Origin of the sequence: Enterobacter sp. DC4, assembly GCF_000568095.1 — a bacterium.
Taxonomy (GTDB): Bacteria; Pseudomonadota; Gammaproteobacteria; order Enterobacterales; family Enterobacteriaceae; genus Enterobacter; species Enterobacter pseudoroggenkampii.
Window position 1 is genome coordinate 242,211 of record NZ_AZUB01000001.1, and the last position, 21,442, is coordinate 263,652.

The 21,442-nt window shown below is 56.3% G+C and carries 19 protein-coding genes; 11 read left to right on the plus strand and 8 right to left on the minus strand.

Features of this window, described 5'->3' with window-relative positions; translation table 11 throughout:
* Positions 1 to 87: 87 nt before the first annotated feature.
* The 5 genes from glnQ to rhtA form a co-directional block, all read right to left on the minus strand.
* The gene (gene glnQ, locus P349_RS22790; protein WP_032649405.1) at positions 88 to 810 is read right to left on the minus strand and encodes a glutamine ABC transporter ATP-binding protein GlnQ; all 723 of its coding nucleotides are present in this window, start codon (positions 808 to 810) and stop codon (positions 88 to 90) included.
* The gene (gene glnP, locus P349_RS22785) at positions 807 to 1,466 is read right to left on the minus strand and encodes a glutamine ABC transporter permease GlnP (RefSeq protein ID WP_032649402.1); all 660 of its coding nucleotides are present in this window, start codon (positions 1,464 to 1,466) and stop codon (positions 807 to 809) included. Before glnP ends, glnQ begins: the two co-directional genes overlap by 4 nt.
* An 84-nt stretch (positions 1,467 to 1,550) precedes the next feature.
* The gene (gene glnH, locus P349_RS22780; RefSeq protein ID WP_023310880.1) at positions 1,551 to 2,294 is read right to left on the minus strand and encodes a glutamine ABC transporter substrate-binding protein GlnH; all 744 of its coding nucleotides are present in this window, start codon (positions 2,292 to 2,294) and stop codon (positions 1,551 to 1,553) included.
* 362 nt (positions 2,295 to 2,656) lie between these two features.
* The gene (gene dps, locus P349_RS22775; RefSeq protein ID WP_010428924.1) at positions 2,657 to 3,160 is read right to left on the minus strand and encodes a DNA starvation/stationary phase protection protein Dps; all 504 of its coding nucleotides are present in this window, start codon (positions 3,158 to 3,160) and stop codon (positions 2,657 to 2,659) included.
* 299 nt (positions 3,161 to 3,459) lie between these two features.
* Positions 3,460 to 4,347 (minus strand): threonine/homoserine exporter RhtA, encoded by an 888-nt coding sequence (gene rhtA, locus P349_RS22770; RefSeq protein WP_024908710.1) that lies wholly within the window; start codon positions 4,345 to 4,347, stop codon positions 3,460 to 3,462.
* 354 nt (positions 4,348 to 4,701) lie between these two features.
* Here rhtA and ompX point away from each other — a divergent pair, with 354 nt between their 5' ends.
* Entirely contained in the window at positions 4,702 to 5,220 is a 519-nt protein-coding gene (gene ompX / locus P349_RS22765) for an outer membrane protein OmpX (protein ID WP_024908709.1), read from the plus strand.
* A 572-nt stretch (positions 5,221 to 5,792) separates the two neighbouring features.
* On the opposite strand, the gene P349_RS22760 is transcribed toward ompX, so the two are convergent.
* Both P349_RS22760 and mntS read right to left on the minus strand, forming a co-directional pair.
* Positions 5,793 to 7,376, minus strand: coding sequence for a phosphoethanolamine transferase (locus P349_RS22760; RefSeq protein WP_032649400.1), 1,584 nt, complete (start codon positions 7,374 to 7,376; stop codon positions 5,793 to 5,795).
* Between the two features lie 283 nt (positions 7,377 to 7,659).
* Positions 7,660 to 7,788, minus strand: a complete 129-nt coding sequence (mntS, locus tag P349_RS22755) for a manganase accumulation protein MntS (protein WP_014831181.1) — start codon at positions 7,786 to 7,788, stop codon at positions 7,660 to 7,662.
* Between the two features lie 183 nt (positions 7,789 to 7,971).
* On the opposite strand from mntS, the gene mntR reads away from it, so the two are divergent.
* The 9 genes from mntR (at position 7,972) to P349_RS22710 (ending at position 18,617) form a co-directional block, all read left to right on the plus strand.
* A complete protein-coding gene (mntR, locus tag P349_RS22750) occupies positions 7,972 to 8,445 on the plus strand; it encodes a manganese-binding transcriptional regulator MntR (RefSeq protein ID WP_023310887.1) in 474 nt (157 codons plus the stop codon).
* Positions 8,442 to 9,551, plus strand: a complete 1,110-nt coding sequence (locus P349_RS22745) for an anion transporter (protein WP_032649398.1) — start codon at positions 8,442 to 8,444, stop codon at positions 9,549 to 9,551. The genes mntR and P349_RS22745 overlap by 4 nt, the downstream gene beginning before the upstream one ends.
* A 101-nt stretch (positions 9,552 to 9,652) precedes the next feature.
* Complete coding sequence (locus P349_RS22740; RefSeq protein ID WP_032649395.1) at positions 9,653 to 10,747, plus strand: HlyD family secretion protein; 1,095 nt, start codon at positions 9,653 to 9,655, stop codon at positions 10,745 to 10,747.
* On the plus strand, positions 10,744 to 12,315 hold the full coding sequence (locus tag P349_RS22735) for a DHA2 family efflux MFS transporter permease subunit (protein ID WP_032649392.1): 1,572 nt from the start codon (positions 10,744 to 10,746) through the stop codon (positions 12,313 to 12,315). Before P349_RS22740 ends, P349_RS22735 begins: the two co-directional genes overlap by 4 nt.
* Positions 12,315 to 13,838 carry an efflux transporter outer membrane subunit gene (locus tag P349_RS22730; protein ID WP_032649390.1) on the plus strand — a complete coding sequence of 508 codons (1,524 nt, stop codon included), beginning with the start codon at positions 12,315 to 12,317 and terminating at the stop codon, positions 13,836 to 13,838. The genes P349_RS22735 and P349_RS22730 overlap by 1 nt, the downstream gene beginning before the upstream one ends.
* A gap of 107 nt (positions 13,839 to 13,945) precedes the next feature.
* Positions 13,946 to 14,986: an aldo/keto reductase gene (locus P349_RS22725; RefSeq protein ID WP_032649388.1), complete on the plus strand. Its 1,041-nt coding sequence runs from the start codon at positions 13,946 to 13,948 to the stop codon at positions 14,984 to 14,986.
* 148 nt (positions 14,987 to 15,134) lie between these two features.
* Complete coding sequence (locus tag P349_RS22720; RefSeq protein WP_032649386.1) at positions 15,135 to 16,511, plus strand: glycoside hydrolase family 1 protein; 1,377 nt, start codon at positions 15,135 to 15,137, stop codon at positions 16,509 to 16,511.
* 51 nt (positions 16,512 to 16,562) lie between these two features.
* Positions 16,563 to 17,885 carry a PTS sugar transporter subunit IIC gene (locus tag P349_RS22715; RefSeq protein ID WP_032649384.1) on the plus strand — a complete coding sequence of 441 codons (1,323 nt, stop codon included), beginning with the start codon at positions 16,563 to 16,565 and terminating at the stop codon, positions 17,883 to 17,885.
* Between the two features lie 15 nt (positions 17,886 to 17,900).
* Entirely contained in the window at positions 17,901 to 18,617 is a 717-nt protein-coding gene (locus P349_RS22710; RefSeq protein WP_024908700.1) for a GntR family transcriptional regulator, read from the plus strand.
* Positions 18,618 to 18,659: 42 nt separating this feature from the next.
* On the opposite strand, the gene ldtB is transcribed toward P349_RS22710, so the two are convergent.
* Complete coding sequence (gene ldtB / locus P349_RS22705) at positions 18,660 to 19,580, minus strand: L,D-transpeptidase (RefSeq protein ID WP_032649383.1); 921 nt, start codon at positions 19,578 to 19,580, stop codon at positions 18,660 to 18,662.
* A 222-nt stretch (positions 19,581 to 19,802) separates the two neighbouring features.
* Here ldtB and P349_RS22700 point away from each other — a divergent pair, with 222 nt between their 5' ends.
* Positions 19,803 to 21,398 (plus strand): ABC-F family ATPase, encoded by a 1,596-nt coding sequence (locus P349_RS22700; RefSeq protein ID WP_008501187.1) that lies wholly within the window; start codon positions 19,803 to 19,805, stop codon positions 21,396 to 21,398.
* The last annotated feature ends 44 nt before the right edge of the window (positions 21,399 to 21,442 follow it).

Below are 21,442 nucleotides of genomic sequence, written 5' to 3' on the forward strand. Positions count from 1 at the left end.
ATAGAAGTCGGGGGGCGGAGGGGGATTTTTGGGAACAATCTGGCGTAAAAAAGCCGGGCAAGCCCGGCTTAGGTATGAAACGAACGATCAGGAGACGTGCTGCAGGAACTCCTGCAAACGCTGGCTCGGCGGGTTCGCAATCAACGCCTGCGGGTTACCGTCTTCCGCGATACGGCCTTTATCAATAAAGATCAGGCGGGACGCCACTTTCTCAGCAAAGCCGATTTCGTGGGTCACGATAACCATCGTCATCCCTTCTTCCGCCAGATCCTGCATGACTTTCAGCACCTCGTGACGCAGCTCCGGGTCGAGTGCGGACGTAGGCTCATCAAACAGCATCATTTTCGGTTTGACCGCCAGCGCGCGGGCAATCGCCACGCGCTGCTGTTGACCACCGGACAGCTCAGAAGGGTAGTGGTGCGCGCGTTCAGCCAGGCCGACTTTCGCCAGCAGATCTTTGGCCAGCGCTTCTGCCGCCGCTTTGTTGGCGCCGCGCACGCGCAGGGGGCCAAACATCACGTTCTCCAGCGCCGTCAGGTGCGGGAACAGGTAGAACTGCTGGAACACCATGCCCGCTTCCTGACGAATCAGACGGTCATCCACTTTCGGGTCGTTCACCTTCAGACCGTCGACGATAAGATCGCCGCTGGTGATCTCTTCCAGCTTGTTGATGCAGCGCAGCAGGGTGGATTTACCGGAGCCGGATGGCCCAATAATCACCACCACTTCACCCTGTTTAATGTTCAGATCAATATTGTGCAGCACCTGGGTTGGGCCAAAGTGCTTGGAAACGTTTTTAAATTCAATCACAGGATTTTCATCCTTCTTTCAAGACGACGCAGAACGAAGCTCAGAACCAGAGTAATGATCAGGTAGACAACGGCTACCGCACTCCAGATTTCCAGCGCGCGGAAGTTGCCAGCAATGATCTCCTGACCCTGACGGGTCAACTCGGCCACGCCGATAACAATGAACAGCGACGTATCTTTAATGCTGATGATCCACTGGTTACCGAGCGGTGGCAGCATGCGACGCAGCGCCAGCGGCAGAATAACGTGGCGGATCGTTTCGCGACGAGAAAGACCTAGCGCCAGACCGGCTTCACTGAAACCTTTATGAATCGACAGCACCGCACCGCGGGTGATTTCCGCAATGTAAGCGCCTGAGTTGATCATAATGGTGACGACGGCTGCGCTGAACGGATCGATGCGCAGGTCGGTGAACGCCATTGGCAGGGCGAAGTAGATGAACATGACCTGTACGACAATTGGGGTGCCGCGGATCACTTCGATGAAAACCAGTGCGATGTGGTTTGCAATCCAGCCGCCGTAGGTGCGAGCGAAACCGGCGACAAGACCGATAATCAACCCACCAACCAGACCCAGGACCGAAATCCACAGGGTTATTTTAGCGCCTTCAAGCAAGATAGGAATGGCAGGCCAGATGGCGCTCCAGTCAAACTGCATGATAATTTCCTGTTACTGTTACCGTGTTTCAAAAATAGCAGGGGCGAAAGGTCGCCCCCGAGTGAACATCATTGTTACGTCTTATTATTTAGGCTCGGTACCGAACCATTTTTTGTAGATTTCGTTATAGGTGCCGTTCTCTTTCAGCGTTTTCAGTGCGCCGTTAACTTTCGTGCGCAGGTCGTCGCTGCCTTTCGGGAACGCGATACCGTACTGCTGGGCTTCCAGAGACTCGCCAACCGCCTTGAACTTGCCGTTGCCCGCGGTTTTGATGAAGTACAGGATATTCGGCGTGTCGTGCAGAACCGCATCAGCACGGTTGGTGCCGAGTTCCATGTACGCGTTGTCGATGTTCGGGAACTGACGCAGGTCTTTGGTTTTGATATTTGCTTTCGCGTAATCAACCGAACCGGTGCCGCTCTTCACTGCCACCACTTTGCCGTCGAGATCTTTCACGCTTTTTACGTCGTTATTATCAGCTTTGACCATCACCAGCAGGCCGCTTTTGTAGTAGCCGTCAGAGAAGTCGATCGCTTTTTTACGTTCATCGGTAATGGTGATGCCCGCCAGCGCCAGATCAACGTTCTTGGTTTGCAATGCCGGGATGATGCCGCTGAAGTCCATCGGCTTCAGGGTGTAATCCAGTTTGAGTTCTTTTGCGACTGCGGCCCACAGATCCACATCAAAACCAACGTATTTATCACCCTGTTTGAATTCAAACGGAACGAACGCCGTGTCGGTCGCCACAACCAGTTTGTCGGCAGCCTGAGAGGACACCGCAAAAGCCAGGGTAAGTGCAGCCAGTGAAACTTTTAATACAGACTTCATAGCATTTCCTTTTATATCCACGGGGCGATCCCCTGCGAGAACAGGTGGCACAATGAAAAAATCGTGCCAACTTTACAAGCTATTGTTTTGCAAAGGGGATGATGTCATACATTGCACATTAAATGGGGCAATGAGGTTTTATTGCACCAAAGTGGAGCACTGTTTTGGTGCGCTTCGTTTGGCTCAACTGACGGGGAGATATTTAGCGTAAATTATGACGAAAAAACAATCTTCCGTTAACGGTTGTGTGAGGTGATTATTACATTTCGTTCACTTTTGCAGGTGTGCAGACAAAAACTGTGCACCATAGATGTGCAAAACCCTCACCGGAGGGCGAGGGTTTGATAGAAAATTCGTATGAATTATTCGATGTTAGATTCGATAAACCACAGGAATTGATCCAGGTCGCGGGACGCGGCGGTGAAGATGTCTGCGGTATCTTCGTCTTTGGCTTCGCCAATCGCTTTGCGCACATCGTTTGCCACAATCGCGTAGCGGTCCGCCAGCTCTTTCAGGTGATCCTGAACGGTATGGATATCCAGCGGATAACTCTTCAGTGGCGTTTTGCTGTTGATCACCTGCGTGGTACCCAGCGCCACGCCGCCTAGCTGAACGGCACGTTCAGCCATCGTGTCGAGGTGGGTCACCAGTGCTGTGCGGAAGCCATCCAGCATTTCATGAACGGCAATAAAGTTTGCACCGCGCATATTCCAGTGGGCCTGTTTGGTGATCAACGAAAGATCGATGAACTGGATCACCTGGCGATTCAGCAACTCAATGGTTGCTTTTTTGTCGCTGTCCGATACATCGTTACGGGTATAAAGCAGATTAGACGCTTTCGTTTTCACCAGTTTAGCGGTACTCATAATCTCATATCCTCTTGATGTTTATGTCCCAGGTAATTACGGAACTAAGTATAGCACCGGATTTTTTTCCTGCGGTTTGGCTGTGCCTATCGGTTTAATAGCGAGAAGGAGGTTGAGAATTTAACTCATTGAAATTAATCTAAAATTTTAAAATTGATACAGATCAATCTTAATTACTGGCTGGGAATGTAAACCCAGAGGGATATTTTGAAAATAGGGTAAAGTGTGTAAAAAATTATAACGACAGTCTTTCTGGCCTTTATTCTGCATGGCATGGAAGCCATGCAGAATATATGGGCTTAGCGGATATCCACTTTCTCCACTTTAGGTTCAGGGCGCATGGTGAGCGTCGAGCCCATTGATGCCGCGATAATCGAGCAGAGCGCCAGCGTCTGGGTCAATGTCAGGGTTTCGCCGAGAAACACCATCCCGGAAATGGCGGCTAGCGCAGGCTCCATGCTCATCAGGGTGCCAAATATGCGCGTCGGCAGACGCGTCAGGGCAATCATCTCCAGAGAATAGGGAAGTGCGGTAGAGAGGATCGCGACCGCCAGCCCGATGGGCATGACGGACCATTGCCAGATAGATTCGGTCGCCTGCGCCATGCCGATGGGCACAAAGACGATAGCAGCGATCAGTGACCCCAACGCGACGGTCGCCGGACCGTGCTCTTCTCCTGCACGCTGGCCCGTAAGTATATAGACGGCCCAGCAGGCGCCTGCACCCAGCGCCAGCGCTGCGCCCGTCAGATCAATCTCAGAAACACTCTTGCCCAGCGGCAGCAGGAACCACAACCCCAGAACGGCTAACACGACCCAGATAAAATCGACCGGACGTCGCGAGGAAAAAAGCGCCACCGCCAGCGGGCCGGTAAACTCCAGCGCGACGGCGATCCCCAGCGGTATCGTCTGAATAGAGAGGTAGAACAGGTAGTTCATTGCCCCCAGGGAGAGTCCATAAAACAGCAACGGTAAACGCTGCTCCTTTTTGAATCGCAGACGCCAGGGTTTGAAAATAACCACCAGTATCGCCGTGCCCAGGACGATACGCAGGGCTGTTACCCCAGGCGCACCGACCAGCGGAAAAAGCGATTTTGCAAGCGAAGCACCGCTTTGAATGGACAACATGGCAATGAGTATGACTGCGACCGGCAACCAGACCGACGACGTGCGGGATAACCCAGGCATCCTTTCTCCTGTCAGCTTATGTCAAATGAGGTAAAAGTTGCAGTGTAAAGGAAATATGCGGCTACGGTTGAGGCGCTGTTGAAAAAAAACCACGTCAAATCCGTAAAATGGTTAAGCGCTGGTGGATTTATCGCCTGTCAGATTAGGAATAATCTGGATGAATGTAACTGCGCAGACGCGCACTATGCGCATTTAGTAGTGAAAATTGCATGTGATTTGAAAGAGATAGCTGACGCTGGAAACGTTCTGTTACAGGAAAGGTTTCATTAGACATCACGAATCACAAAGAGTTTCGCAAATTTTTTTGATATATTTAAAACTTACGGACTTACTTGGATCACATTTGAGGTGGTTATGAAAAAAATTGCATGTCTTTCAGCACTGGCCGCTGTACTGGCTGTTTCCGCAGGTACCGCTGTAGCTGCTACTTCTACTGTTACTGGTGGTTACGCTCAGAGCGACTATCAGGGCGTGATGAACAAAGCTAACGGTTTCAACCTGAAGTATCGCTACGAGCAGGATAACAACCCACTGGGCGTGATCGGTTCTTTCACCTACACCGAGAAAGATCGTTCTGAAAACGGCGCATACAACAAAGGCCAGTACTACGGTATCACCGCGGGCCCGGCTTACCGTCTGAATGACTGGGCGAGCATCTACGGTGTTGTAGGTGTTGGCTACGGTAAATTCCAGCAGACCGAAAACCAGGGTCTGAACCGCACTGCAAGCAACAGCGACTATGGCTTCTCCTATGGCGCAGGCCTGCAGTTCAACCCAATCCAGGACGTTGCTCTGGACTTCTCCTATGAGCAGAGCCGTATCCGCAACGTTGACGTTGGCACCTGGATCGCTGGCGTAGGTTACCGCTTCTAATCACTTCGGTGATTAAATAAAAAATCCGCCCAATGTGGCGGATTTTTTTTTGGAAGGTAAAAGCAAAACGGCAACCCCAGGTTGCCGTTTTGAGTGTTTGTTCCCTCTCCCCGTGGGCTGAGAAATCCCCACAAAATAATGCCTGCACGGACGACCCCCTCTCCCTTGAGGGAGAGGGCTGGGGTGAGGGGGAACATACGGCTCAGGTGGTCATTCCGTTCACTTTATGTTCATTGCTACTCTGTAACAGCATGACCTGTGAACGTGCCAGGGCGGCTCAATCGCCGCCGCCCTGGCGACCCGGGCTCCCGGCGGTAAATCGCCGCTTCGCGGTGCCCTCAGCTTATTCCTTCAGGCTATCGGGTCGGGCATGAGCCTGCATCCCTGCAGGCCACGCCCTCTCGGCGCATCCGTGCGCCTCGCCCCGGCCTTACGGAAACGCTTCGGCGATTTACAGCCGGACCAGGGCGTCGCTGTAAGTCATTAATTTTGCTAAAGCAACGTTCATCGCTTTAAGGAAAAAAATACTGGGGATCCCTCCCCCCGTGGACCAGGGTGAGGGCGTCAGACCGCTACTTACTCTTAATATCAAAAATATCCGTACCCAGATGGTTGTAGTCAACTTTCTGTAACTTGAAGTTGGTAACGTACACTGGGGAAGCTTTCTTGTTAGAGACAAACGGGTAAGCATTTTTTATCTGCTCAGCCTTAATCCCGGTCCACTGCGAGAAGAACTGCAGGAAATCATTTGCTGAACGACGCGCTTTAATGACGCGATGCGTTTTATCATCACTCGACAGCACCATAAACGGCACCTGGAAGTTCTGCTGGAACTTGTCATCGTGCGCCAGGTACTGCACCTCTTTACCACGCTCTTTAAACGCCAGCCCGTGATCCGAGAAATAGACCATGGAGAAGCTGTCGCCCGTATTGCGTAGCTGATCGTACAGCTTGCTCAGCAGGTCGTCGGTTTGCGTCATGGTGTAGAGATAGCAGGACGTCTCTTTGGACTGCACAAACTCCGCGTACTTCCCTCCGGTCCGATCGCAGGCCTGCGGGTGCGACCCCATCAGGTGCAGGACGATCAGCTGAGGCTGGGTGCGCGGGGTGGCGAAGACCTGTGCCGTCATTTTCAACAGCGCTTCGTCTTTGGTGTTTTTGTCGGCTTCGAAGTCGCCATTTTTCAGGAACTGCACTTCGTCAGCGCGTTTGGCGATACTGGCGATGGCCGTATCATATTCGCCAATTTGCCCCTGATTAGAGAACCACCACGTCTGAAAACCCGCACGGTTTGCCAGGGTGACGAAATTATCCTGATACTGCGGTTTGCCATCCACCACCCGGTTAAGGGTCAGGCCGAGCGATTTCTGCGTCGAGCCGCTGGCCGCGACATAATCGGTAAACAGCGTGCCTTTGACTGAGCTGGCAAACGGTGTGTTATCCCAGTGACCGCCAAACGCTCCCATCGCATCGCGACGCGCGCTTTCGCCAATCACCACCACATAGGTGTGATATTTCGGCTTAACGGCCAGCACGTTCCAGGTGTCTTTCATATTGGAAAGCTCAGCCATGCGCGCCTGTTCGTCGAGAACCTCTTTATTGTTTACAACGACGTCTTTCACGAAGCGGAAAACCGGATAACCGATATTGCTGAGCCTTAGCTTACCGTCCCAGGGAATATTCTGGATGGGAGCGACAAAGGCCACGGCAATGCTGAACACCAGACAGAGTATTTCGATCTTACCCCAGGATTTTTTCTCGCCCGACTGACGGCGGATGGCGATAACGCCCAGCGCGAAGATAAAGATCCCGACTACGTAGCTGTACCACGGGAAGATCGTCAGGATCTCCGTGGACTCTTCCATATTGGTCGAGTGCAGCGCCAGCAGAGTATTAAAGTTTGGCGCTCCGTAAGCCTGACCAAACGGGAAATAGAGTGCAGCAACCAGCGAACAGATGCCGATTAACGCTTTTTGCACGCGCGGTGCGGATCGCCACAGCAAATGCAGAACGCAGGTGAACGCCACCGCGTAGAGCAGACTAAAGGGATAACCCAGCGCAAAGTTAATCAGTAAAGACTGCAAAAAGTAAAAACCCGTCCACGGGCTTAAGGCCCGGCTGCGGGTCACAACGGTATCTATCAGGGTTACATTCATAGGTCACTATCATGGATGAAAACGCCATGTGCTCACCCTGGCGTCAAGGGTCATAACCTGCCTGACAGTGCGTGGAGAGGGAATGAGGGTCCGCTTCAGCGAGCCGCAAATTGTGCAGGGCTGCAAGAAGATAGTGCGAGCGCTAAATAATATCAACAGTTGCTAAGCAGATGTTTTGCGAAGGGGATTGCAAATCCGTAAAAAAGATCGGGAATAAGGCGGCTGGAAGCCAGTTTAGAGCGAGATTGTGACGGGAAAATGAAGCGGCGTACCGCAACGCCGCTTAGTGGGAAGGTTTGTCGTCCTGATGCGGTTTGTTGTTAAACATATCGCACAGCATGTTCAACAGCATTAAGCGCACTTTAAAAGGAGAGTGGGTAAACACGGTCATGCACCTCTTGAATTCGTTCATAAGACCTCCTGAGTTTTGATCCCTTCGATCCGTGAAGGGTGACTGCATTACATACAGATATAGCACAGGCTATATTGTATAGCTATGGCTATTTCGTTAATTTTTTGTGCTTGCGGAGCTATGGTTTACAATGTGCGCTCTCGAAACCGGGCGCTGGAAGCGTCACCCCACTGAGGAAGTACAATGAACCGTCGCGCAGGTCATCCGACAATGAGGAAAACGACGCAACTGGTGAATGTTGAAGAACATGTCGAAGGTTTTCGCCAGGTCCGTGAAGCGCACCGGCGTGAACTGATTGATGATTATGTTGAACTCATTTCCGATCTGATCCGTGAGGTTGGTGAAGCGCGCCAGGTCGATATGGCCGCCAGGCTGGGGGTTTCACAGCCAACTGTCGCTAAAATGTTAAAACGCCTGGCCTCCGTGGGCTTAATAGAAATGATCCCCTGGCGCGGTGTTTTTCTGACGCCGGAGGGGGAGAAACTCGCGCAGGAGAGCCGCGAGCGCCATCAGCTTGTCGAGAATTTTTTACTGGTGCTGGGCGTCAGCCCGGAGATCGCCCGCCGGGATGCGGAAGGAATGGAACACCACGTTAGCGAAGAGACGCTGGTGAAATTTCGTGAATTTACGCTTAAATATGGTCCCTCCGCTGAATGAAAATCCCTGGACTGCAGGCCCTGGCACGCGATCGTTTTTTCCATCTGTTATTACTCATTGGCGCAGCGTTAAGCCTCTTTGTGCCGTTTGCCCCACACGCCTGGCCCGCCGCGATTGACTGGCGCACCATCATTACCCTGAGCGGCCTGATGATGCTCACCAAAGGGGTCGAGCTGAGCGGCTATTTTGACGTTCTGGGACGTAAAATGGTGCGCCGGTTTGCCACCGAACGCAGGCTGTCCCTGTTTATGGTGTTCTCCGCCGCGGTGCTGTCGACGTTTCTGACCAACGATGTGGCGCTGTTTATCATCGTGCCCCTCACGCTCACGCTGCGTAAGCTCTGTGAAATTCCGGTCAGTCGTCTGATTATCTTTGAAGCGCTCGCCGTTAACGCCGGTTCTCTGTTGACGCCTATCGGCAACCCGCAAAATATCCTGCTCTGGGGCCGTTCCGGCCTGTCGTTTGCCGCCTTTACCTGGCAGACGGCCCCGCTGGCGCTGGTGATGATGCTGTCCCTGCTGGCGGTCTGCTGGTTTGCCTTCCCGGATAAAAAACTGCAGTACCACAGCGGCACCACGGGCCCGCAGTGGCAGCCGCGTCTGGTGTGGAGCTGTCTCGGGTTATACATTGTCTTTCTGTTTGCGCTGGAGCTGAAGGTTGAGCTGGCGGGCGTCCTGCTCGTTGCCGCAGGGTTTGTCGTTCTGGCGCGGCGCGTGCTGGTGAGCGTGGACTGGACGCTGCTGCTGGTCTTTATGGCGATGTTTATTGATGTGCATCTTCTCATCCAGCTTCCGGTGCTGCAGAACGTGCTGCATAGCGTCAGCACGCTGTCTCAGCCGGGATTGTGGCTAACGGCGATTGGCCTGTCGCAGTTTATCAGCAACGTGCCTTCCACCATTCTGCTGCTCAACTACGTTCCGCCGGATACGCTCCTGGCCTGGGCGGTGAATATCGGCGGGTTTGGGCTGTTGCCCGGCTCGCTGGCCAACCTGATTGCCCTGCGTATGGCCAACGACCGTCGTATCTGGTGGCGTTTCCACGTCTGGTCGATTCCGATGCTGGTTTGGGCCGCGGCGATCGGTTTCGGACTATTCCTTCTCATATAGTGCGCAATTTGTCAGTTTTTCCTGGCAAACGTATAGCAACGTCCTAGCTTTAGTGAACGGCATAGTGTGATGCCGCTCACTGACAGGACCGTTGCTGACCTATGGCTGAAGATCAAAACCCGCCTGCTGACGAGCAGGACAAAAACAATAATGCGCGTAAGCGCCCGGGCAAAAAACCGTTAATTATCCTCGGCATTGTCGTGGTGGTGATGGTCGTCGTGGCGCTGGTCTGGTGGTTTTTAACCCGTAACGAAGAGACGACCGACGACGCCTTTACCGACGGCGACGTGGTGACGATTGCCCCCAAAACGGCGGGCTACGTCACCGAGCTGCGCGTGCGTGATAACCAGCGCGTGAAAAAGGGCGATCTGCTGGTGGTCATCGATCCGCGTGATACCACCGCCCAGCGCGATCAGGCCCAGGCCCAGCTTGGGCTGGCTATCGCGCAGCTGCATCAGGCTCAGGCGCAGCTGGCGCTTTCAAAAGTGCAGTATCCCGCCCAGCGTGACGAAGCCAAAGCGCAGGTGCTGAAAGCGCAGGCCGATCTGGCGAACGCGCAGGCGGAGTACCGTCGCCAGCGCGGCGTCGACCCGCGGGCAACCACCCAGCAAAGTATTGATTCCGCGAACGCTCAGCTACGCAGCGCGCAGGCGGGGCTGGCCAGCGCCCAGGCGCAGCTGGAGGTGGCAGAGCAGGTACAGCTGCAAATCCGCCAGCAGGAAACCAACGTTGAAGCGCGCCAGCGTCAGGTCGATCAGGCGAAAGCGCAGCTGGAAACGGCCAATCTGAACCTCTCTTACACCGAAGTCCGCGCTCCGTTCGACGGGTTTGTCACCAAACGCAACGTGCAGCCCGGCACGCTGGTGCAGGCGGGAACGGCGCTGTTCTCCCTGGTTTCGCCGAACGTGTGGGTGGTGGCGAACTTCAAAGAGTCCCAGCTTGAGCGCATGAAGCCCGGCGATAAGGTCACCGTGTCCGTCGACGCGTGGCCGGATATGTCGCTCGAGGGCCACGTTGACAGCATCCAGCAGGGCAGCGGCTCGCGCTTCTCGGCCTTCCCGGCAGAAAATGCCACCGGTAACTTCGTCAAAATTGTGCAGCGCGTGCCGGTGAAAATCGTGATTGATAAGGGGCTCGATCCGAACAAACCGCTGCCGCTGGGGCTCTCGGTTGCGCCGAAGGTGACGGTGGAATGACGGACCACAGCCACGACAGCTGGAAGCCCGCCAGCAACCCGTGGGCGGTGGCGATTGTCGTCACCCTGGCGGTGTTTATGGAAATTCTGGACACCACCATCGTCAACGTGGCGCTGCCCCACGTGGCGGGTTCGCTCTCGTCCAGCTATGACGAATCCACATGGGTGTTAACCAGCTATCTGGTCGCGAACGGCATCGTGCTGCCCATCTCGGCGTTTCTGAGCCGGGTGTTTGGCCGCAAGCAGTTCTTCCTGATCTGCATCGTCATGTTCACCGTCTGCTCGTTCCTGTGCGGGATCGCCACCGAGCTGTGGCAGATCATCCTGTTCCGCGTGATGCAGGGCTTCTTTGGCGGCGGGCTGCAGCCGACGCAGCAGTCGGTGCTGCTCGACTACTTCAAGCCGGAGGACAGGGGCAAAGCCTTCGGGCTCTCGTCCATCGCGATTATCGTTGCGCCGGTCCTCGGCCCGACGCTGGGGGGCTGGATCACCGACAATTACTCGTGGCGCTGGGTGTTCTTTATCAACATCCCGGTGGGGATTGTCACGGTGCTGGCGATCTACCAGCTGCTGGAAGATCCGCCGTGGGAGAGCAAGTCTAAAGAGAAGCTGACCATCGACTGGACGGGGATCGGCCTGATCGCCCTGGGACTGGGCTGTCTGCAGGTGATGCTCGACCGGGGAGAAGACGAAGACTGGTTTAACTCGAACTTTACCCGCACTTTCGCGGTATTAACGCTGATCGGCATCATTGGTGCGATTTACTGGCTGATGTATGCCAGAAAACCGGTGGTGGATCTGCACTGCATGAAGGACCGCAACTTTGCCATCTCCAGCCTGCTGATGGCGGGGATGGCGATGATTTTGTACGGCAGCTCGGTGGTGATCCCGCAGCTGGCGCAGCAGGACCTGGGCTATACCGCCACCTGGTCCGGGCTAGTGCTGTCGCCCGGAGCGGTGCTGATTGTGCTGACCATTCCGCTGGTGCTGAAGCTGATGCCGGTGGTGCAAACGCGCTGGATTATCGCCTTTGGCTTTACCTGCCTGGCGGTGTCGTTCTTCTGGTCGCGCACGCTGACCCCGGATATCGACTTCGAAACCCTGGTGTTGTTCCGCAGCGCCCAGTCGCTGGGGCTGGGGTTCCTGTTTGTGCCGCTGACTACCATTGCCTTTATCTCAATACCAAGGCGGCTGAACGCCGATGCGGCGGCGCTGTTCACCATGTTCCGCAACGTGGCGGGCTCGGTCGGGATCTCGCTGTCGACGGCGGCGATTACCGAGCGCTCGCAGGCGCACAGTGCGCACCTTGCGTACCATGCCTCGCCGTTTAACGAGCAGTTTCAGCAGGCGATACGCGAAAGCGCGCAGGCGATCCAGAACTTCACCACCCAGGTGGGCGATCCCACCGGCATCGCCACCGGACGTATGTACCAGACGATGATTGAGCAGTCGCGCTTCCTGGCCTACATCGACGTCTTCACCATTCTGAGCGCGGTGGCCTTGCTATTGATTCCGTTTTGTTTGTTGCTCTCGCCGGTTAAGAGCGAGGGGAGTGCAGGAGCACATTGATGATACACAGACGTTTACACCCCCTGATGATAATGATGCTGCTGGCAGGCTGCGCCGTCGGGCCGGACTACCAGCAGCCCGCGTCACCTGCCGTCACGCACTGGAACGATAAAGGCGACGGCTCGGTGAAGTCGCAAACCACCTCCGCCGCGACCAATCCGCGCTGGTGGAAAACGTTCGGCTCGCCGCAGCTCGACAGCCTGGTTGAACGCGCCATCGCCGGGAACCTGACGCTGCAGCAGACGGTGCTGCGCATCGCCGGGGCGCGTGAACAGATTAACCAGGCGGGCGGGGCGTTTTATCCGTCGGTGAACGGCAATCTGCAGGCGACGCGCCAGCAGCTCGGGCTGGAAGGGGAGCTGAAATCCCACGGCGTATATGACCAGGTGGATAGCATCGATCCCGCTCTCAAGGGCGCGCTGGGACCGCTGACGCAGCCGATCAACCTCTACCAGGGCAGCTTCGACGCCCAGTGGGAAATCGACCTGTGGGGCAAGGTGCGCCGTCAGGTGGAAGCCGCCGAAGCGCAGCAGAAAGCGGCTATCGAACAGCGTAACGACGCGCTGGTGTCGCTGGAGGCGGAAGTGGCGCGCGCGTGGCTCCAGCTGCGCGGGGCGCAGAGCATTATCGCCACGCTGAACACCCAGATTGAGAGCGCGCAGCAGACGCTGGATCTGACCGAGAGCCGCCAGCGCGGCGGGCTGTCGCCGCAGATGGACGTGGAAAACGCCCGGGCGCAGTTAGGCAACCTTGAAGCACAGCTTCCGCAATATCAGGCGCAGGAGCGGCAGGCGATGAACGGCCTGGCGATCCTGCTCGGTAAGCCGCCGGGGGCGCTGGATGCGGAACTGCAGAGCGTGCAGCCGATGCCCGCGCTGCCGGATATTGTGCAGACCGGCATTCCGTCGACGCTGGCGCGCCGCCGTCCGGACGTGCGCGAAGCGGAGGCGAACCTTCATGCCGCCACGGCGCAAATCGGCGTCTCTGTGGCGGAGCTGTTCCCGAGCTTTACCCTCTCCGGGCAGTTTGGCCTGCGCAACAGCGAAACCAACTGGCTGACCGACTGGAGCAGCCACTTCTACAGCTTTGGCCCGCAGGTCTCCATTCCCATCTTCCAGGGCGGTCGACTGGTCTCCAGCGTGAAGGTGGCGCGCGCGCAGCAGGGTGCGGCGGTGCTGGACTATCGTCAGACGGTGCTCACCGCGCTTGGCGATGTCGAAAATGCGCTGGTGAGCTATCGCACCGACCAGCAGCGTGAAGCGGGGCTGGCGAAAACGATCGATGCGCTGCAAAACGCGTTTGACCTGGCAAGCGACAGCTACCGCCAGGGGATCGCCAGCTTCATTGACGTGCTGGACGCCCAGCGACAGCTGGCGCAGGCCCAGCAGCAGCGCGCGCAGGCGCAGGTGCAGAGCGCGCTCGATCTGGTGGCGCTCTACAAGGCGCTCGGCGGCGGCTGGGAGCCGTATCAGCAGGTGCAATTACCGGACTACAGCGTCTTTGGCGACGCCCCGCGCGGATAAATATTCAGAGGATTGGGCAAGAAACGGACAGGAACGCCACATTCGCGATCGCTGAGGGGCGGGTATAACTATCGGGTACCCCTTAAACGACATGCGAGGATTATCTTATGCGTTATCAAAAACTGGGCAACACCGGACTGTTTGTTTCTGAACTGTGCCTCGGCACCATGACCTTCGGTGGTGAAGACGGCATGTGGGGCAAGATTGGCCAGCTTAAGCAAAACGAAGCCGAGCAGCTGGTGGGCCGCGCGCTGGATGCGGGCATTAACTTCATCGATACCGCTGACGTCTATTCGGAAGGGCGCTCGGAGACGATCCTCGGGCAGGCGCTGAAAAACCTCAACGTCCCGCGCGAGAACGTGGTGGTTGCCACCAAGGTATTCGGCGAAACGGGTACCGCCGGGGTGAACTCGCGCGGCAGCTCGCGCTATCACATCATCAGCAGCGTGAAGGAGAGCCTGCGCCGCCTGCAGCTCGATCATATCGATCTCTATCAGCTTCACGGTTTCGACCCGGCCACGCCGATTGAGGAGACGCTGTATGCGCTGGATAACCTGGTGCAGCACGGCCACGTGCGCTATATCGGCGTCTCGAACTGGGCGGCGTGGCAGATTGCCAAAGCGCTGGGCATTTCCGAGCGTCTCGGGCTGGCGCGTTTCGCATCACTGCAGGCGTATTACACCATCGCCGGACGCGATCTTGAGCGTGAGCTGGTGCCAATGATGCAGAGCGAAGGCGTCGGGCTGATGGTCTGGAGCCCGCTGGCGGGCGGCCTGCTGAGCGGAAAATATGGCCGCGACGGGCAGAGCGAAGCCGGTGGTCGTCGTCTGGAGTTTGACTTCCCGCCGGTGAATAAAGATCGCGCCTTCGACTGCGTGGACGTGATGCGCACTATCGCCGAAAGCAAGGGCGTCTCCGTCGCGCAAATCGCGCTGGCGTGGCTGCTACATCAAAAAGCGGTGACCAGCGTCATCATTGGCGCGAAACGCGTTGAACAGCTGGACGACAACATTGCCGCCACCGGGATCCTTCTCAGCGAAGACGAGCTTAAACAGCTGGATGCGGTCAGCGCGCTGCCGCGGGAATATCCTGGCTGGATGCTGGAGCGTCAGGGAGAGTATCGCCGTAATCAGCTCGCGCAACAGTAACCCTTCTTGCCCCGGGAGTGCATCGCTTACCGGGGCTTTTTTTCCCGCCTTGCTCACAAAAAACGATCCTCCTCTTTGATCCTCTTTTCATCATCGCCTATATGACTAGACATGAAATTTTAAATGACTAGTCATATAGGGAGAAAACATGAACCATCAGCTACCGGCCAACTTTTTATGGGGCAACTCGGTCTCCAGCATGCAGACGGAAGGAGCCTGGAACGAAGGCGGGAAGGGGATGTCGGTGTATGACATTCGTGAAGCCGGGGAAAACGTGTCCGACTGGAAAGTGGCGACCGACTCCTACCACCGCTACCGGGAAGATTTCGATCTGATGCAGGATCTGGGCATGAACTGCTACCGCTTCCAGATCTCATGGAGCCGCGTCTGCCCGCAGGGTGACGGCCCGTTCAACGACGAAGGCATCGCATTTTACGACCGCTTTATTGACGATCTGATCGCCCGCGGCATCGAGCCGATGATCTGCCTGTACCATTTCGATATGCCGCTGGCGCTGGCGCAGGAGTACAACGGCTTCAACGACCGCCGCGTAATGGACGCCTTTATCCGATATGGCAAAAAGATGATCGACTGTTATGGCGACCGCGTGAAGTACTGGTTGACCTTCAACGAGCAGAACATCTTCCATATGCCGGAAGCGTTCCGTATTTCCGGCTATATGAAAGGCGAGAAAACCCTGCGCGAGCTGTACGAGCTGCAGCACCATACGATGGTGGCGCACATGGCGCTGACCGAATACCTGCACCAGACTAAACCGGGCCAGCTGATGGGCGGCATGCTGGCGCACCAGCTGATCTACCCGGCTACCTGCAAACCGCGCGATATCTTCTGCGCCCAGCAGTATGACGAGTTTCTCAACCAGAACCTGCTGCGCGTCTTCGCAGGGCTGGGCTACAGCCCGGCGGTGATGGCGGTGGTGGAACAGGAGGGCTTTGGTGATATCTACCGCGCCGAGGACCTGGCCCTGTTCGCCCGTACAAAGAACGACTATATGGCCTTCAGCTATTACGCCAGCAAAACGCTGGACAGCGATGCGATCCCGGAAGGCACGCCGGTGAACTATTACCTGCTGCACGGCGAGAAAAATAACCCGTACCTGAAGTCCACCGAGTGGAACTGGCAGATCGATCCGCTGGGCTTCCGCACCATCATCACCCGCTACGCCAACGACTGGCGCCTGCCGGTGTTCCCGATCGAGAACGGCATTGGGGTGATTGAGTCATGGGACGGCGTGAACCCGATTGAGGACACCTACCGCATCGACTATCACCGGGCGCACATCGAGGCCATGAAAGCGGCGATGTTCGAGGACGGGGCAGAGGTCATTGGCTACCTCGGCTGGGGATTGATCGACATTCTCAGCTCCCAGGGCGACATGCGTAAGCGCTACGGCGTGGTCTATGTCAACCGGGAAAACCACGACCTGAAAGACCTGAAGCGCGTTCCGAAGAAGAGCTACGCGTGGTTAAAACAGGTTATCCATACCAACGGACGCGAGATGTAAGCCGTACGCTGCCGGGCCGTTTTTGTGACTGATTGATGGGAACACTCCGCTATGTCTGAAACAAAAATCACACCGCACATGCAGTCCTTTGTCGATAAATTTGTCGAGTTCTCGGCGCGCCTGGCAAACCAGGTGCACCTGCGCTCCCTGCGCGACGCCTTCGCCACGGTGATGCCGATTTTCATCCTCGCCGGTCTGGCGGTGCTGGTGAACAACGTGGTGTTTCCGTGGATTTTTCACGGCGATACGCTGGCACACTTCAAAGTGTGGGGCGAGGCGATTATCAACGGCACGCTGAACATTGCCGCGCTGCTGCTGGCGCCGATGATTGCCTGGTCGCTGGCGCGCAACAAAGATTTCGACAATCCGGTCTCGGCAGTGGTTATCGCCGTCAGCAGCTTCATCATCATGATGCCGATGCGATTGCAGATTATGCCCGTCGGCAGCGATACCACGGTGAACGTCACCCAGGTGCTGACGTTCGCCAATATCGGCTCCACCGGGATTTTCGCCGGGGTGCTGATTGGGCTGCTCTCAACGGAAGTGTTTATCGCTATTTCGCGCCTGAAGGCGCTGCACATTTCGCTGGGGGAAAACGTGCCTCCGGCGGTGAGCAAATCTTTTACCGCGCTGATCCCGACCATCCTCACGCTCTCCCTGTTTGCGGTGCTGGCGGCGGTGCTGGCAAACGTGCTGCATACGGACCTGATCCATCTCATTACGACCTTCATCCAGCAGCCGCTGCGGCTGATTAACACCAGCCTGCCGGGGACGATTTTCATCTACAGCTTCGGCAACTTCCTGTTCACGCTCGGTATTCATCAGTCGGTGGTCAACAGCGTGGTGCTGGAGCCGTTCCTGCTGATCAATACCAACGAAAACATGCTGGCCTTCGCCAACGGTCAGCCCATTCCGCACATCATCAACAATATCTTCGTGCCGACGTTCGGCATGGTAGGCGGCACGGGCAGCACGATCTCGCTACTGATTGCGATATTTATTTTCTCGCGCCAGCAGTCGGCGAAGCAGGTGGCGCGTCTCTCGCTGGCGCCGGGCCTGTTTAATATCAACGAGCCGGTGATTTTTGGCCTGCCGATCGTGTTTAACCTGCCGCTGATGATCCCATTCGTGCTGCTGCCCGCCATCGGCATTTATTTCGCCTGGCTTTGTACCACGCTGGGGTTAATGTCGCGCTGCGTGGTGATGATCCCGTGGACCACGCCGCCGATCCTGAGCGCCTGGCTGGCCACGGCGGGGGACTGGCGGGCGGTGGTGGTGCAGTTGGCAATCATCGTATTTGGTGTATTCTTCTACCTGCCTTTCCTCAAAATTGCCGAGCGAGTGGCCTTGAAAAACAGCGGGATAGAAAACTAACAGAAAGGAAGGACGATGGCGGCGAAGTACATCACCATAGCGCGGGAAATTAAGAAACGCATTATCAGCCAGCAGTACGCCGCCAACGAACCCCTGCCGGACCAGTTTGCGCTGGCGGCGGAGTTCAGCTCCAGTCGGATGACCATTCAGCAGGCGATGCGCCAGCTGATCGTCGAAGGTCTGGTCTATACCCGTCAGGGCCAGGGCACGTTCATCCGTAAAAACTTCCTCCAGCTCTCGCAGTGGGATCTCTCCGGCAGCGACTACTTTGGCGCGACCAAAACCTGGGCACATCTGGGCACGGTCACGAGCCAGGTGGTGCATTTCGAGCTGCGCTTCCCGAATGAAAAAGAGCAGGCGTCGCTGATGATTAACGCCGATGCGCCGATCTATGACTTTATTCGACTCCGTTTGCTGAACGGTGAACCGATGTCGCTGGATTCCACGGTGATGCCGATGAATCTGGTTCCGGGCCTGACGAAAAACCATCTTGAAGCTTCAGTGTTCCAGTACGTTCAGGAAACGCTGGGGCTGAAAATTATGGGGTCGTACCGGGTGGTGCGTGCGCTTAAGCCCAGCGCGCTGGACAGGGAGCATCTGGTCTGCGAGGAAACCGATCCGGTGCTGGAGGTGGAGCAGGTGATTTATCTGGAGGATGGCACGCCGCTGGAGTATGCCCACTGCCACTATCGCTACGACCACGGCGGGATCGTGATCGTGAATAACGGGTAAAAAAAAGCGGGCAACGAGGCCCGCTTTTTTAATGCTTCTTTATCAGTTCAAACGCACCGGCATACCGGAGCGGTTCTGCACGGCCTGGTCAACAATCGCCGTTTCGACGTCTGGCTGAGACGTCACCGCCTGCACCGCGCTGTTCAGCGTAACAGGAACGACTTCGTTGTTGTTGATCTGGTCTTCGCTGGTGGACAGCGGGTTGTGCACTTCGATGTAGCGGCTGCCGTCTGGTTCAGACGTTGCTTTCACCGGTTCGTTGATGAACTGCACGCGCGTACCGACCGGCACGTTTTCGAACAGGAACTTGATGTCGTCGTTACGCAGGCGCACGCAGCCGTGGCTCACGCGCAGGCCGATACCGAAGTTGGCGTTGGTGCCGTGGATCGCATACAGACGACCAATGTACAGCGCGTACAGACCCATTGGGTTATCCGGGCCTGCCGGTACAACGGCTGGCAGCGGTTCGCCCGCCGCGATGTATTCTGCGTGCATTTTGGCGGTCGGCGTCCAGGTTGGGCCCGCTTTCTTACGCTCAACTTTGGTGGTCCAGTTCAGCGGGGTGTCTTTACCCAACTGGCCGATACCGATTGGCAGCACGATCACGGTGTTGGTGCCTTTCGGGTAGTAATACAGACGCATTTCGGCGCTGTTAATTACGATACCTTCATGAACGGTATCCGGCAGGATCAGCTGCTGAGGAATATTCAGCACGGTACCTGCTTTCGGCAGGTACGGGTCAACGCCCGGGTTCGCTTCCAGCATGTTAGACAGGCCCAGCTGGTACTGCGCAGCGAAATACTCCAGCGGCTGAGAGTTACCTTCAGGAACCGTCACCACCTGGTTTTGACCCACCAGACGGCTTCCGTCGGTCGGCAGGGGATACGTCACCGCAGACGCGGTCTTACAAAAACCTACTACGGCTAACGCCGCCGCAAAAAGCGCTGTTAATTTCATGTTCATGTTGTGCGAGGTATCTAAGCCATTCAGGCGATGAGTTGATAAGTCTGAATCTGTGATGGGAGCGCATTATATGTGCATTCCCGCTCACAGGGAATTCAGATGTGTACGAAATCACATTTTTTTCGATTTTGTTAAAGTTTAGTGGATGGTTGCAACGCGGGATCTCAATTCGGAATTGTGGCATAATGCCGTGTTTATCACACTTTTCGCAGGAATCTCCCCGTGTTAGTTACCAGCAACGTCACTATGCAGTTTGGCAGTAAGCCGCTGTTCGAAAACATTTCCGTCAAATTTGGCGGCGGCAACCGTTACGGCCTGATTGGTGCCAACGGTAGCGGAAAATCCACCTTTATGAAGATCCTCGGCGGCGATCTGGAGCCGACCCTCGGCAACGTGTCGCTCGATCCGAACGAGCGCATCGGTAAGCTGCGTCAGGATCAGTTCGCCTTCGAAGAGTTCACCGTGCTCGACACCGTGATCATGGGGCACGCGGAGCTGTGGGAAGTGAAGCAGGAGCGCGATCGCATCTATGCGCTGGCCGAAATGAGCGAAGAAGACGGCTATAAAGTGGCCGACCTGGAAACGCAGTACGGCGAGATGGACGGTTACTCTGCGGAAGCGCGCGCGGGCGAGCTGCTGCTGGGCGTGGGCATTCCGGTTGAACAGCATTACGGCCCGATGAGCGAAGTCGCGCCTGGCTGGAAGCTGCGTGTGCTGCTGGCTCAGGCGCTGTTCTCTAACCCGGACATCCTGCTGCTCGACGAACCGACGAACAACCTGGACATCGACACCATCCGCTGGCTGGAGCAGACGCTTAACGATCGCGACAGCACCATGATCATCATCTCGCACGACCGTCACTTCCTGAACATGGTCTGCACCCACATGGCGGATCTGGACTACGGCGAGCTGCGCGTGTATCCGGGCAACTACGACGAGTACATGACGGCGGCCACCCAGGCGCGCGAGCGTCTGCTGGCGGATAACGCCAAGAAGAAAGCGCAGATTGCTGACCTGCAGTCCTTCGTCAGCCGCTTCAGCGCCAACGCCTCTAAATCGCGTCAGGCAACCTCGCGCGCGCGTCAGATTGATAAAATCAAGCTGGAAGAGGTTAAAGCCTCCAGCCGTCAGAACCCGTTCATCCGCTTCGAGCAGGACAAGAAGCTGTTCCGTAACGCGCTGGAAGTGGAAGCCCTTACCAAAGGCTTCGATGAAGGCCCGCTGTTTAAAAACTTCAACCTGCTGCTGGAAGTGGGCGAGAAGATTGCCATTCTGGGCGCCAACGGCGTGGGTAAATCCACCATGCTGAAAACCCTGGTCGGCGAACTGCAGCCGGACAACGGCACCGTGAAATGGTCCGAAAACGCGCAGATTGGTTACTACGCGCAGGACCATGAGTACGAATTCGAAAATGACCTGACCGTCTTTGACTGGATGAGCCAGTGGAAGCAGGAAGGCGACGACGAGCAGGCGGTGCGCAGCATTCTGGGTCGTCTGCTGTTCAGCCAGGACGACATCAAAAAGCCGGCTAAAGTGCTCTCCGGTGGTGAGAAAGGCCGCATGCTGTTCGGCAAGCTGATGATGGAAAAACCAAACATCCTGGTGATGGACGAACCGACTAACCACCTGGACATGGAATCTATCGAATCCCTGAACATGGCGTTGGAGATGTACCAGGGCACCCTGATCTTCGTCTCTCACGACCGTGAGTTTGTCAGCTCGCTGGCGACCCGCGTGATCGAAATTACGCCAGAGCGCGTGGTGGACTTCACTGGTAACTACGAAGATTACCTGCGCAGCAAAGGTATCGACGGCTAAAAAAAAGCCCGGTGGCGCTTTGCTTACCGGGCCTACGGGTGACT